General features: G+C 39.0%; 16 protein-coding genes and 1 pseudogene. 12 read left to right on the forward strand and 5 right to left on the reverse strand.

Annotated elements, in window-relative coordinates:
* Positions 1 to 81: 81 nt before the first annotated feature.
* The 9 genes and pseudogenes from WMO25_RS06800 to WMO25_RS06840 all read left to right on the forward strand — a co-directional run.
* Positions 82 to 1,193, forward strand: a pseudogene (locus WMO25_RS06800) (DUF4368 domain-containing protein); the annotation flags it as partial.
* Positions 1,145 to 1,558, forward strand: coding sequence for a hypothetical protein (locus tag WMO25_RS06805; RefSeq protein WP_028086460.1), 414 nt, complete (start codon positions 1,145 to 1,147; stop codon positions 1,556 to 1,558). The pseudogene WMO25_RS06800 and the gene WMO25_RS06805, both read left to right, overlap by 49 nt.
* Position 1,559: 1 nt before the next feature.
* Positions 1,560 to 2,198 carry a hypothetical protein gene (locus WMO25_RS06810; protein ID WP_080656483.1) on the forward strand — a complete coding sequence of 213 codons (639 nt, stop codon included), beginning with the start codon at positions 1,560 to 1,562 and terminating at the stop codon, positions 2,196 to 2,198.
* A 15-nt stretch (positions 2,199 to 2,213) separates the two neighbouring features.
* Positions 2,214 to 2,945 (forward strand): AlkZ-related protein, encoded by a 732-nt coding sequence (locus WMO25_RS06815; RefSeq protein WP_028086462.1) that lies wholly within the window; start codon positions 2,214 to 2,216, stop codon positions 2,943 to 2,945.
* Positions 2,946 to 2,977: 32 nt separating this feature from the next.
* Entirely contained in the window at positions 2,978 to 3,727 is a 750-nt protein-coding gene (locus WMO25_RS06820; RefSeq protein ID WP_049947064.1) for a hypothetical protein, read from the forward strand.
* 12 nt (positions 3,728 to 3,739) lie between these two features.
* Complete coding sequence (locus WMO25_RS06825) at positions 3,740 to 4,807, forward strand: macro domain-containing protein (protein WP_026648897.1); 1,068 nt, start codon at positions 3,740 to 3,742, stop codon at positions 4,805 to 4,807.
* A 12-nt stretch (positions 4,808 to 4,819) separates the two neighbouring features.
* Positions 4,820 to 5,518 (forward strand): hypothetical protein, encoded by a 699-nt coding sequence (locus tag WMO25_RS06830; protein ID WP_049946888.1) that lies wholly within the window; start codon positions 4,820 to 4,822, stop codon positions 5,516 to 5,518.
* Between the two features lie 150 nt (positions 5,519 to 5,668).
* A complete protein-coding gene (locus WMO25_RS06835) occupies positions 5,669 to 6,997 on the forward strand; it encodes an ADP-ribosylglycohydrolase family protein (RefSeq protein WP_349084711.1) in 1,329 nt (442 codons plus the stop codon).
* Complete coding sequence (locus WMO25_RS06840; protein WP_026648895.1) at positions 6,981 to 7,649, forward strand: SIMPL domain-containing protein; 669 nt, start codon at positions 6,981 to 6,983, stop codon at positions 7,647 to 7,649. The genes WMO25_RS06835 and WMO25_RS06840 overlap by 17 nt, the downstream gene beginning before the upstream one ends.
* Positions 7,650 to 7,714: 65 nt before the next feature.
* On the opposite strand, the gene WMO25_RS06845 is transcribed toward WMO25_RS06840, so the two are convergent.
* Complete coding sequence (locus tag WMO25_RS06845) at positions 7,715 to 9,073, reverse strand: relaxase/mobilization nuclease domain-containing protein (protein ID WP_349084713.1); 1,359 nt, start codon at positions 9,071 to 9,073, stop codon at positions 7,715 to 7,717.
* Complete coding sequence (locus tag WMO25_RS06850; RefSeq protein WP_347105213.1) at positions 9,040 to 9,363, reverse strand: MobC family plasmid mobilization relaxosome protein; 324 nt, start codon at positions 9,361 to 9,363, stop codon at positions 9,040 to 9,042. Before WMO25_RS06850 ends, WMO25_RS06845 begins: the two co-directional genes overlap by 34 nt.
* Positions 9,364 to 9,645: 282 nt before the next feature.
* On the opposite strand from WMO25_RS06850, the gene WMO25_RS06855 reads away from it, so the two are divergent.
* Entirely contained in the window at positions 9,646 to 10,401 is a 756-nt protein-coding gene (locus tag WMO25_RS06855; RefSeq protein ID WP_135325646.1) for an 8-oxo-dGTP diphosphatase, read from the forward strand.
* 72 nt (positions 10,402 to 10,473) lie between these two features.
* Here WMO25_RS06855 and WMO25_RS06860 read toward each other — a convergent pair whose 3' ends face one another.
* From WMO25_RS06860 to WMO25_RS06870, 3 genes are all read right to left on the reverse strand, one after another.
* A complete protein-coding gene (locus WMO25_RS06860; RefSeq protein ID WP_135325647.1) occupies positions 10,474 to 10,767 on the reverse strand; it encodes a hypothetical protein in 294 nt (97 codons plus the stop codon).
* A gap of 33 nt (positions 10,768 to 10,800) precedes the next feature.
* Positions 10,801 to 11,355, reverse strand: coding sequence for an ImmA/IrrE family metallo-endopeptidase (locus WMO25_RS06865; RefSeq protein WP_026650129.1), 555 nt, complete (start codon positions 11,353 to 11,355; stop codon positions 10,801 to 10,803).
* Positions 11,356 to 11,432: 77 nt separating this feature from the next.
* A complete protein-coding gene (locus WMO25_RS06870; protein ID WP_026650128.1) occupies positions 11,433 to 11,885 on the reverse strand; it encodes a helix-turn-helix domain-containing protein in 453 nt (150 codons plus the stop codon).
* A gap of 194 nt (positions 11,886 to 12,079) precedes the next feature.
* Between WMO25_RS06870 and dinB the strand changes: the two genes are divergently transcribed.
* Both dinB and WMO25_RS06880 read left to right on the forward strand, forming a co-directional pair.
* The gene (gene dinB / locus WMO25_RS06875) at positions 12,080 to 13,324 is read left to right on the forward strand and encodes a DNA polymerase IV (protein ID WP_044924451.1); all 1,245 of its coding nucleotides are present in this window, start codon (positions 12,080 to 12,082) and stop codon (positions 13,322 to 13,324) included.
* Positions 13,325 to 13,344: 20 nt separating this feature from the next.
* On the forward strand, positions 13,345 to 13,584 hold the full coding sequence (locus WMO25_RS06880) for a hypothetical protein (RefSeq protein ID WP_026650126.1): 240 nt from the start codon (positions 13,345 to 13,347) through the stop codon (positions 13,582 to 13,584).
* Positions 13,585 to 13,723: the final 139 nt, after the last annotated feature.

Genomic DNA, 13,723 nt, shown 5'->3' on the forward strand with positions numbered 1-13,723 from the left:
CTAAAGTAGGGAAAATCCCTCGCTAAAAACAGGGAATTCTGACGCTTTTTTTAGGGAAAAGTGCTTGACAAAAAACATGTAGGCTACAAACGGATTGCCGCCAATATGAAAAGCAAGAAACGCCCCTCTAAGCTGCCCGAAGAATGGGAAGTGATACCCAATACCCATGAGGGAATAGTCACGCAGGAGGAATTTGATATTGTCCAACAGCTTATTACAAGTCGTAGGCTTCCACAGAACAAGGGAGGATTTGTAAATATTTTTGCAGGCGTTATCAAGTGTGTGGACTGCGGATGTGCTCTGCGGGCAATGAACGTACACAGGAGGAAACGCCCAGAGATTATCGACTGTGTACAGTATTCATGTAATAATTATGCAAGAAACGGAAGAAGCGAGTGTAGTGCCCACAATATAGAAGCAAGGGATTTATTCAATGCCGTTCTTGCCGACATCAACTGTTTTGCGGATATGGCAGTGAATGATGAAAAGGCGGTCAGGGCCATAGAAAAGCGGCTCACGGAAACAGACCAGAGCAGGGCGAAAGCATTAGAGAAAGAACGTAAGAAGCTGAACAAACGCCTTGCGGAACTGGACAGGCTGTTTTCCTCTCTCTACGAGGATAAGGTCATGGAGCGTATTACCGAGCGGAATTTTGAGATGATGTCGGGGAAATACCAGAAAGAGCAGCTTGAAATTGAAGCAAGGCTGAAAGAGGTGACGGAAACTCTTAATGAAAGCTACGAGAAATCACGGGGAATCCGTGACTTCCTCGCCCTTATCCGAAATTATCAAGGCTTAAAAGAACTGGATGCAACAGTTATAAACGCACTCATAGACAAGATACTTGTTTCGGAGCGTGAGAAGATGGCAGACGGAACAGTGAAGCAGGAAATCAAGATTTACTATAAATTCATCGGCTTTGTCGATGAATTACATATCATACCTACAAAACGGTGGGCAGCAATGCCCGCTAAAAATTGTACGGTGTGCGGCGTTGAATATGTCCCGGGCTCTGGTGCATCAAGGTATTGTCCTGCTTGTGCCAAGAAGATACGGAGGGAGAAATCAAACGAGAGCAAACGCAGGAGCAGAGAACAGAAAAGGATAGCATGTATGAACTGTCCGCAAAAAATGACCGACTGATTTGGAACAAAGGGAAGGCAGAATCAATAGATTTAAGTGTCTGGCAATAAGACAGAATGTTGCTGATAAATATGGTAAGGCAGATGGTATCACATTTAAGCGAGACATATGGACAGAAATGTTTGAAGCTGCTAAAGCGGAAAAGCAGAATGACCAGTCAGAGCTTGTACCATTCTGGTGTTTCGGAAAAAATCAGAGTGTAAAAATAGAAAGGCTTGTGCCAATGTATCCTATGAGTAAGGATGAGGTTAATTATGAAAGGCTGATAAAGATTCTGTCTCTTTACCGGCTTACATTAGGGCAGGCAAGGCAGGAAGAACTTCTGGAGTATTTATTCAAAGAGTTCAAGGAAACAAGTGGATTGAAGAAATTGTTTATCGACTTGAGTCCATTTTCAAAGGGAAAAGAAGGTTGATATGATGAGAATACTTTTTTGTAACATAGCGTGGATGAAGGAGTATCGAGGAAATGAAGATGGAAAGGATATTCCGTTAAATGGTGGAAGCTATGTTGATGAGACAGGAGATGCTCATGAAAAATATAATTTTACACCGGTGAATATGGAGGGAAGGGAAGGCTTATATTGTCTGGGATTTTTTGAGACAAAATCACATAATGGTAAAGATGTCAATCAAATGCGGATTGAGAATATTGCAGGTTGTGAACTATTAAAAAAAGAAGAATCAGTAGATGATGTGCTTGTTGTTTATTGTGCAAAGCATCCGGCACATAAGTTTACGACGGTCGTGGGATGGTATAAACATGCTACAGTTTACAGACATTATCAAGAGGCAGTGTTTGCTCCAGAAGATATACAATATTACAATGCAATTGCAAACTCATCTGATTGTGTCTTACTTCCTGCAGGGATCAGATCAAGAAAGGTACAATGGGAAGTCCCAAGAAAATCAAATGGTTGGGCTTATGGATTTGGACGGGCAAATGTGTGGTATGCAAGTGAAGAAGATAGCCGGTTACAAGATTATCTTACGAGATTAGTAAAACAGATTGATGAATATGATGGCGAAAATTGGATTGACAAGTACGCTGAGTAATGAGGTACATATATTATGGGAAACGAATCAGGTGAATGGATTATGCATGGCATGAAGTGGGACAACCCGGAATGTATCCATTCTGTAGATGAAGCAATCAAGTATATAAATGAATTTGGCTTTTTACCATTATTTAAGAATGATATAGATGGGTTTTCACTTGAAGAAAGAACTGTTCCAGAGTACTGGTGGAGTGATAATCCGGAGATTGATCCATGGATGTGGCGGGCTATTATAGCAAGGCGGCATGATATCGTCTATGGAAAGTTCTTTGATAAGAAGGCAGGATTTATATCAAAAAAGTGGCTTCCTGTATTTGCTAATTATCGCCGGGATGGATATGATTTTGATGCATTATATGATGATGGGAAAGCACCTAATAAGCATAAAAAGATAATGGTCAATTTTATGGAAGATAATGCTGATTCAGAGATTTATTCAAATGAATTGAAAAAACAGGCTGGATTTGGTAAGGATGGAGAAAAGGGATTTGATGGTGCTATAACGAATCTTATGATGCAGACATATCTGTGCAACTGCGATTTTAAGAAGAGAGTGAATAAGAGAGGCATTGAATATGGATGGGATGTTGCAGTGTATTCATCTATTGAGCATATCTATGGATATGATTATGTGACTTCCTGCTATAAGGATAATCCACAGGACTCATGGAAACAGCTTGTAGACTATATGCATGAGATGTTTCCGGATGCAACGGATAAGCAGATAAGGAAAGTGTTAAAATAAAACAGTGAATTTTTGAGGTGAATATACATAAAATGAATGCAAAAAAATCCGCAGCTTATTGCAAGCTGATAGAAAATGTAAAAAACAAATATCTTAAAAATCCTATATACACAAAGAACCTGACACTTGGCTGGTGCGATTTACGTCAGGGAGAAGATTTGTGTCAGGAAATTAACCTATGGACATATTGGCAAGGGAGAGATTACGCCAAGAAGACACCACATATTAAGTATATGCTGATAGGTCAGGATTTCGGACCACCAGAAAAGGAAGAACTAAACGGTACGATTGCAAATGTCCGTAAGATGAATGATGGTATAGATGTGATGTTCCATGAAAATGTAGATTTGGAAGCAAGGGATTCACAGACGGATAAAAATATTGTCAGATACTTTGAACTGCTTGGTAAAAATGAAATTGACAAGAAAAAATATCCAGATTTGTTTTTCTGCAATTGTAATTTGGGCTATCGCAGAGATAAGTATTCTGGAAATATGACCAGAAAGATATTGGCAAATGATGCAGCCGAAATAAAATCACTGATTGACATTATAGAGCCGGAAAACATAATCTGTCTGGGTCTTGATACATCTGTGGTTGTAATACGAACTCTGATTGATAAAAAGTTTTCCTGCAATAGAGTATCTGAACTTATAGGAACTGGAGAACCTTATATTTATGGAGAAACATATATATACCCTGTAGCACATCCGGGGTATTGGGGTACAAGTACAAGAGGAGAGGATAATGTTATTGCAGATTGGAGGAGGATTAGAAAATAAGGAGGAGTCACAATGCCATTTAAGATTGTCCGAAACGATATAACAAAGGTAAAAGCAGATGTAATCGTGAATACTGCCAATCCAAATCCGATATGTGCAAGTGGCACGGACTTAGCAATATATGAGGCAGCAGGAAAAGAAAAGCTTCTCGCAGAAAGAGCGAATATCGGCAAAATTGCAAGAGGTGATATTGCTGTCACTGGTGCATATAGCCTAAATGCAAAATATATTATTCATACAGTAGGACCGGTATGGACGGATGGATTGCACCATGAATTTGAAATTCTGGAGCACTGCTATCGTAAATCATTGCAAAAAGCATTGGAACTTAAGTGCGAGAGCATTGCATTTCCATTAATTTCGACAGGAGTATATGGATTTCCGAAGGATAAGGCATTACAGATTGCTGTGTCAGTATTCAGCCAGTTTCTTACTGAAAATGAAATGGAAATTATACTGGTAGTGTTTGATAAAAGGTCTTTTCAGCTGTCCGGTCAGATTGTTGGGGATATTGATTCTTATATAGATGCTAATTACGTCAGAGAAATCCATAGAAAAGAGTATCCGTTAAGGAGCAGAAGAAGTACTCATGTAAAAGAATTGGCAGAAGAAGATTTCAATGAAGAAATGCTTCAAAGAGAAGAAGACAACTATCCACTTGAGGAAATGACAGATACTGGCATGACAGAATTGCTCATGCCGTTAGAAAATATTTCATTGGAAGATCAGCTGGCCAATATAGGAGTTTCCTTTCATGATAAATTATTTGAGCTGATTGATGAAGCACATCTTGATAATAAGGATGTGTGGAAACGGGCAAACCTTGATAGGAAACATTTTTCAAAGATTCAGTGTGATCAGAATTATCATCCAAAGAAAAAGACAGTAATGGCACTCTGTATTGCACTTCAGCTTGATCTGGAACAGTCAAGAGATTTACTTGCCAGAGCGGACTGGGCATTTAGTCCAAGCAGTAAGGTGGATCTGATCGTGCAGAAGGCTATTATAGATAAGCAGTATGATATTATGCAGCTGAATGTAACATTGTTTAAGTATACGAATGAAATTCTTGGAGTATAGGAGAAAATATTCATGAGTAGAGAGACAGATATAAAACTTTTAATGGACAATTGGGAAGAAAAACATAAAAATAATGGATATAAGCGTTTTATCAGAGATGGTATAGTGTGTGAAGAAAAATGGGAAGCACAGCATACACCAAGAGTATGTTATTTCTTAAAGGAAGCATACACTTCTAATGAAAATGGTTATAATCTGGTAGAAGATTTGCATGATTGTGAACGTCCATGGACTATGTGGAGAAAGGTAGCAATATGGACACAGGCAATATATAATGCATTTAACGATAATATCTGTGAGTATGACGATGAAGTATTACGTTCTAAGGAAAAAGAAATCATAGACCGTATTGCAGTGGTCAATGTGAAAAAAAGCAATGGCGGAAGCGAATCTGAATATGAAGATTTGAAAAAATACGCACTTGAAGACAGGCTGGAAATAAAGCGTGAATTGGAAATTATACAACCGGATATCATTGTATGTGGGAATAATCTCAGTCTATTGAAACTTGTATTAGGGGAAGAATTACAGAATGATGATACATGGGATAATATGTTGGCGCTTTGGAAGGATACATTGGTGCTTGATTATTATCACCCTGCTGTGCATTATCCTAATCGGGTTAATTATTATGCTTTAATGGCAATTTGCGATGTGGCAAGAAAAAAATATGGTACGCCAGTATGGTCAGAACAAAATGAAAAATATTAGAGAAATTAGTGTCGGTGCAATATTGTACCGGCATTTTTATTTTCTGAAAGTGTCGCCCAAACAGCGACCATATGAAGATGCCTTTTAATTATACTCATATTGTAACAGAGAAAGAGAGGTGCCGGAGTAATCCGGGAATTGGAGGCATATATGTACGGAGCAATTTTAGGAGATATTATAGGAAGTCCGTTTGAGTTTGACAGAGGTGATAAAACAAAGAATTTTGATTTGTTTAGTGAAGGCTGTGGCTTTACAGATGATTCTGTTATGACAATAGCAGTTGGAGAAGCTCTCCTGGCAGTCGGACCGGAAGCAGCAGTAAAGAAAATTGAAGATGCGGTAGCATCCAATATGCAGGATTGGGGAAAAAGATATCCACATGCAGGCTATGGTGGATGCTTCAGACATTGGCTTAAAGAAAATAATCCGAAGCCATACGGAAGCTATGGAAATGGTTCAGCCATGAGAGTGTCAGCGGTAGGCTGGCTTTATGATTCGATGGAAAGAACCAGAGAGGTAGCTAGAGCTACAGCGAATGTGACACATAATCATCCAGAAGGTATAAAGGGTGCAGAGTCAACTGCAAGTGCAATATATATGGCAAGGAATGGATCTTCAAAAGAAGAAATCAAAGCTTATATCGAGAGGGAATTTCATTATGATCTGAGTAGAACATTGGATAATATCCGAACCTACTACCATCATGTTGAAAGCTGTCAGGAAACAGTACCAGAGGCAATCATCGCATTTCTGGAATCCAAAGATTTTGAGGATGCCATACGGAATGCAGTATCACTTGGTGGAGATACGGATACGCTTGGTGCTATTACAGGAAGTATTGCAGAAGCATTTTATGGGATCCCAGCTGTGCTGATTGCAGAGTGTAAAAGCCGGATTGATAAGGGACTGATGACGGATGTTCTTGATGAATTTGATCATGTACTTGGCAGGAGCGTGGATACTTATTCAGATGAAGTGGATGAGACACAGGCAAATCAGATGATTGAGGCAGCAATCGACCAGTATTATATTCAGCAGGATAAAAATGGAATGCTGTTATTTGTGGAAGTTATGGTAACAAGAATGCAGCAGGCAGGAGAAGTTATTGTTCCATATATCACGGAAAATCCTTTTATGTCGGAAGAACAGATAAGTAAAGTAAAGGCTGGTGACACGATTTCGCTTGACCATGATGTAAGACTTAAAATAGAGACTGTAAAAGATGCTGATGAAAAAGAATGGATTGGAGTATTTACATCTTCTGAAGAGATGCATAAGGGTTCTGCTGGAAATGTGCAGATGAATCAGTCTATTGAATCAATACTTCGTCTGGCACTTAATTGGGAACAGGTGAATGGAATTGTGATTAATCCGTTTGGTAAGTATATTCAGATGACAAAGAAGATGATAGAGCTTTTAATCAATGGGTATGAATATAATGAGAATGAAAGGAAGAGCAAAGATGATGAGAACAATTAAAGTTACAGGAAAAGGGAAAATAGCAGTAAAGCCGGATAAAATCCGGTTATATGTCAACAAGGAAGAACTTTGCAAAGAATATGAAGATACTCTCCGAAGGTCAACAGAAGATACAGAGCTTCTCAAGGATTTGTTTGAGAAACTTGGTTTTCAGAGAAAAGACCTTAAAACAGTATATTTTAATGTCGATACAGAATATGAAAGCTATCAGGACAGAGATAAGAGCTGGAAGCGAAGATTTAAAGGTTATAAGTATAATCACCATATGAAAATAGAGTTTGCAGCTGATAATAAAAGATTAGGGCAAGTCCTTTACGCTTTGGCTCATAGCTCATTAAGGCCAGAGTTTTCTATTGAGTATACAGTGGCAGATGTAGAAAAATGTAAAAATGAGCTGTTACATAAAGCAATCGAGGATTCCATTCAAAAGGCACAGGTGCTTACAACAGCAGCAAATGTGAAATTGGGTGAAATACAGGCAATTGATTATTCTTGGGGAGAGATAGATTTTGTAACAAAGCCATTGAATGAAATGAGATTAATGGAGTGTACGGAATGTGAAATGAGTGCACCGGGAGCATATGATATAGATATTGAGGCAGACGATATTAATGTTACTGATACGGCAACTGTAATATGGGAAATTGCATAAAGAGGAAGATATAAATAGATTAGACGAAAAGCAAGAGGCACCGTTAAAGTAGGTACCTCTTCTTTTTAGAGAGTTGGCTCTTTTTCTGATACGGGAATTTGCATCTCCGGAGCATTAAGTAGTGCTGTGAAATTCTGTCTAATGATATCCAGTGTTTTCTGCTTTTTCTGCAAGTCCTGTTTTTCCCGGACAGTAGCAGCCTGTTCAGATTCAAGATTTTCTATCCTCTTCTGGATTTTATTAGAGCTTGGGATTTTGGTAACACCGAGATCCTGAAGCTCTTTTTTTAGTGAATCGTGGAGCTGGTATTCTGCCTGATGTTTGGTCCGGTAAGCTTTTGGATTTTTAGCAGATTTGCAATCTTCAATTACCTTACGGCAGAGCCGGTAAGAATCACAGTGTTTCTGAATGACTTTCTGTGTACTCAGCTCATTGTTGATTTGTATTATTCTCTGATCAGCCGCATTAACAGAAGCATCAACATCAGAAAGATGCTGTTGGAAATCTTCATAATTCAGCAGGTTATTTTCGGAAAGATAGTTGAAGGTGCGTGCCGCTTCTTTCAGATTATTCAGTTTTGCCCAGCGTTCAAAGCATTCACGATTGCCTGTTGTGATATAGGTGGAGATATTGATATACAGGCGAGCTTCTCTGGACAAAGGCTTCGGAGTTTTCGTCTTATAACGATTTTTCTCTAAGCGGAGTCGGACATTTTCTTCTGTATAGTAGCTTCCGAGAGATTTCATATAGGTGAAATTTTTCTGCTCAGGTGCCCGGAAGGATAAATTTTTTCCCTGTCGTATTTCATATCCTGCCAACTGCATTTTCTGTAAAAATTCTTCATAATTGATAGAGGACCAGATTGCCTTATCAACCGCAACACGAAGTTTAGCTTTCCAACTGGTGCCACGATGATATTCCATGTTCTCCTTATAACTTTTGCCTTTTTCTCCGGTTGGCATACTGGTGGCAAGTCCATTTTCGTGACAGATACGATTACTGATTCTGCAGAGTTTATGGTAGCTCCGCTTATTGGAAACATACTTGTGATGATCAACAAAACTTGCAGCGTTGAAGATGATGTGATTGTGGATATGATTTTTATCAACATGGGTGCTGATCACGTATTCATATTTTCCTTTCAGTACTTCATCTGCAAATTGCTGCCCTAAGCGATGGGCATTTTCGGCATCAACTTCTCCAGGTTTAAACGACTGAATCAGATGAAATGCCAGGTTATCACCTTTGTCCATTCCATTCTTTTTCGCCATTTCTCTTGTCATGGAAAATTCAAGATCTGCAGTTTCCGGGGAACAGCCAAAACTGGAAACTAACAGTTTTTCATCAGTCTTATCAGGATTCGTAATATAGTCCAGAGCTTTCTTGTCCGTTACTTTAATTGGGAAGATCTTAAGATACGCCATAATTCTTTCACCAGCTCTTTCAATTCTTGCATTTCTTCCGGATACAGATCTCCGGTGCTGTTTACTTTCTTTGCAATCTGATTAATATTCACACCGATCTTATGCATTTCCTCGTATTGTTTCTTTAATGGAGTAGTGTCTGTATTGACAATATAACCGTCGATTGCCATTTTACGAAGGTAAGCTCCCATATTTTTTGTTTTTGATTCAATCATCTTTCTGCGAATCAGCTTCTTTTCTTCCGGGGAAACACAAAACAAAATTTGTATATTTCTTTTTCTCTTTGCCATAGGCAGATTCTCCTTTCATTGGTTCTTCGAAGTAGTGGCTTCTGAGTTTTTAATTTAGGGCAGGGTTCCCTAAATTGTTGGTTTTTCGGAAGTGTATATACACTTCCTGTCCTTGCTATTTACCGGTGGCACAGCCGCCGGAAGAGAGTCTTAAAAAAGAACCCTCTATAAATAAGGTACTGAGAGAAGAAAAAGAGGACATCGAAGCTCAGAAGTATGACGCAAGCATGATTCTGTGGTATAGTAAAATCTGAATGAAAAAGAAGAAAAGAGGTCGAACCGATGTCACGGAAAAACCATAAGATGATAGATGGGAGACTACTGCAAACGAATAAGAAGTATTCCCAGTTAAAAATGAAGCAGAAAGAAAAGATTGCAGAATGGATGTTTCAGGCAACCAGAGATTATTATATGAAAAAATGCACATTTCCGAATGACAAACATCTGGAAGAAGTGGTGGATTCTGTTTATGAAAAAATCGAAGATGCAGAAATCTGGATCCCATATGGGGAGGTCTTCAAGCATTATAAATCCAAACGATCGGATATTAACAAACGTGTCAGAAAATCCCTGAATGAAAAAGATGAGAGTCGGATTGAAAAGGTCTGTTTTATGAATATGTGTATGATTCAGGATGATAAAGGAAATGTTCTGGCTCTGGATAAAGTAAATGATAGCTATACCGGTACAACTTTTCCAGGCGGTCATGTAGAAGCAAATGAGATTTTTCAGAAATCTATGATTCGGGAAGTCTGGGAAGAAACAGGACTTACGATTGAAGCACCGAAGCTTGGAGGATTATATCATTGGCATAAGAGTGGAGTGCATTATGTCATTACCCTGTATAAAGCGGATAAGTTTAGCGGAGAAATGAAGAGTTCTGAAGAAGGAAGAGTTTATTGGATTCCGCTGGAAGAGTTAAAAACAAAAGAACTTGCTACAGGTATGGAACACGTTTTGCAGATTCTGGAATCAGAGCAGGTAGATGAGTGCTATATGCATCTGGAATCAGATGGATATGTGGGAGATTTGTATTAAAGAATTTTATGAGAAATGGCTGTCTGATCATTGGAGATTAGACAGTCATTCTTTATAAGATACATCATTCATCTATTCTGATTTTTGCTGTTCACTTTTAGAAGTGAAAATAATATATTTGGCACGTTGCAAAATTGAAATAACTGCATCAATGCTTTCTGGATTGGAAAAGCTCATGATAAAAGGTTCCTCTTCAAATTCCATGGGTTCGAATCCAGGAATCTGATTTGGATTCTTAATTATATGGATGGGACGTGCACTCTGGTTATAAAATGCCAGCTGTGCGGAATCAGTAGTGTTTCCGATGACACCAATACCTACGTCACCTTTTCCAAAATCTATTCTACGTTTATTTAAGTTAATCATATTCAAAACGCTCCTTTTTCAAAAATAGTATGTTTAGTAATTTTCTATTATTCCAGAAGTAGGGATATCTTTTAAAAAGTCACTGTTGGAAGTAATCGGAGAATCTACAATCTGAACGCCGCTTCGTTTCATCATTCGGAATTTGAAATCAAGAAGTTCCGGTGGAACTTTCAGTTCTGCGGCAGCCTGGAAAAAGGACATATCAGCGTTAAGCATCTCCAGGACATCTTCATCTTCCAGAAGATAATCAGCGGCAAAGCAATTCGCTTCATATTCACATTGTGACACTCCATCGAATAATTCAAAATCATGAAAACACTTGATCTGAAGGGGTTTCTGATGAAGGAGTGCGTGACCGATCTCGTGGATCAGGATAATCTGCTGTATGATTTCCGGTAGGTCGCAGTTAATGACGATGCAGGTCTTTCGACATTCCCGCATACAGAAGCCTTTGCAACAGTTTGGATCAGTTCCAAGCGGAAGCTTTTTAACAATAATATGCATAGCGGCTGCAAGGCGGTACGGATCACTTTCCTGATATTTTGCTTTTACTTTATTAACAGTGTCTCTTATACATTTTGAACTCATAAAAACACCTCGATATTTCATAAGATAGTTTGCTGCAAGTATAGAGTAGCAAAAGTGCTGTACGAAAATACGGACACCTATGAATCACTTTCCATTTCAGTGTTTTTCTTTTTCCGTCCAAATGTCTTTTTGGCTTCCATCTTACAGGAAAGATATGCTTTGGTTACAGCCTGATAGAAAGCATCTTTTGCTTCTTCGTCGAGTTCGCCACCAGCAAAAAGAGCACGGTTGGCTTCGAGAATCTCATTGATGTCCCTGGCTCCTTTTTCACCAAGCTGTCCATTGACTTCATCAATATAATCCATTTTTTCAATTCCGTAAGAAGGATCTGTGATCTCATCATGTTTCAAATAATCGTAAGAGACATTCAATGCATGAGCGAGCTTTCTCATAGTAGAGATTCGTGCGATGGTGCCGGAACTTTCATAAGCTGCGATCGCACGCTGGGATACGCCGACCAGTTCTGCAAGTTCTTTTTGTGTCAGATGATTTTGTTCTCGTTGATATTTAATCTTGTCTGAAAAATTCATAGTGGGATCCTTTCCAAGTTTTTGAAATCGTAACTTCATCAACTTTATAAAAACTATTGACAGAGTTCATTATCACGTATAAAATACAAACAAATGTTCGTGAAGTTAGTAGAAATTATAATCTATAAACTTCACAAAGTCAATATGAAGCAAAGAACTTTTATTATGATTTTTAAGACTGGTAGGTGAATGTTATGAGCAGGACAATTCTTCATTCAGATATGAATTGCTTTTACGCAAGTGTTGAGATGCTGCATCATCCAGAACTTGCCGGGAAGCCGATGGCAGTCGGTGGTGATCCGGAAGCAAGACATGGAATTGTGCTGACTGCAAACTATATTGCGAAGCGAGCCGGAGTAAAAACAGGCATGGCATTGTGGCAGGCAAGACAGGTTTGCCCAGAAATAATCTTTGTACCGCCTCGCATGGATCTTTATTTGAGGTTTTCCAGAATGGCACAGGAGATTTACAGTGAATACACAGATCAGAGAGAACCATTTGGGATTGATGAAAGCTGGCTGGATGTGACCGCCAGTACTTCTATCAAGGGAGACGGAATGAAGATTGCAAAAGAGATCAGCAGTCGGATTAAATATGAACTGGGGGTTACCGTAAGTATTGGTGTTTCCTGGAATAAGATATTTGCAAAGCTCGGTTCTGATTATAAAAAGCCGGATGCCATTACAGAGTTTTCCAAAGACAATTACAAGGATATTGCATGGAAACTTCCAGTAGGTGATTTACTCATGGTCGGAAGAAGCACTGAACGGACGATGAAGAAACTTGGCATTTGTACAATCGGAGATCTGGCAGGAGCAGAACCTTCTATATTAGAAACATATCTTGGAAAGATGGGATTGGTACTTCATACCTTTGCAAATGGATGGGATGAAACTCCAGTTTTGGTAGAAGGATATAAAGTACCGATCAAGTCTATCGGGAACAGTACAACAACGCCAAGAGATCTTGTTAGTGAATTGGACGTGAAGATTATTTTGATGGCTCTTTCAGAAAGTGTAGGAGCCAGGCTTCGTGAAAATGGTTTTCAATGCAGGACAGTAGAAATCTCGATTCGGGATAATGGATTGTATCATTTCACGAGACAGTGCAAGTTGGACAGGGCAAGTAATCTTACAGAAGAAATTGCCAGAACTGCATTTGAGTTATTCCAGAAAAACTATAATTGGGAACATCCAATTCGTAGTCTTGGTGTTCGAGGATGTGATCTGGTATCAGAAGAGATGCCGTATCAGCTTGATTTATTTATGGATGAAACGAAGAGAGAAAAAATCAAAAAGATGGACCAGGTGGTAGATGAGATCCGTGGAAGGTTTGGTTATCAGAGTATTCAGAGAGCATTTATGTATCAGGATAAGATACTGGCACAGCTGAATGCTAAGGAACATACGGTTCATCCACAGGCATATTTTCATGGATAGGAGAGAGCAGGTGTTTTGTAATGACAGCTAAAGTGTATGTAGATGTCCTGGCAGTATTCAGCCGGGAAGGAGAATTGATCCCTACAGCGTTTGTCTGGGAAGATGGACGTAAGTATGCGATTGATAAGGTTTCAAAACCGGAGCGTTGTGCCAGCCGAAAAGCTGGCGGAACCGGATATCGTTATACCTGTCAGGTGGGTGGAAAAATCTGTCATCTGACTTATGAAGAAAATTATAAATGGTTTATGGAACGTAAATAACGGCGTCCTAAAAGGGAGCCCTGAATCAGGTAATGCCAGTTAGCTAAAATTAGAAAACAGGACTGCTCTTAATGCATATATCATTTACAGCAGCTTCAGAATATAAGTCCCGCTATCTGAAAGGATTCCTACTTGATAA

This window comes from Coprococcus intestinihominis, assembly GCF_040096555.1.
Lineage (GTDB): Bacteria > Bacillota > Clostridia > Lachnospirales > Lachnospiraceae > Coprococcus_A > Coprococcus_A intestinihominis.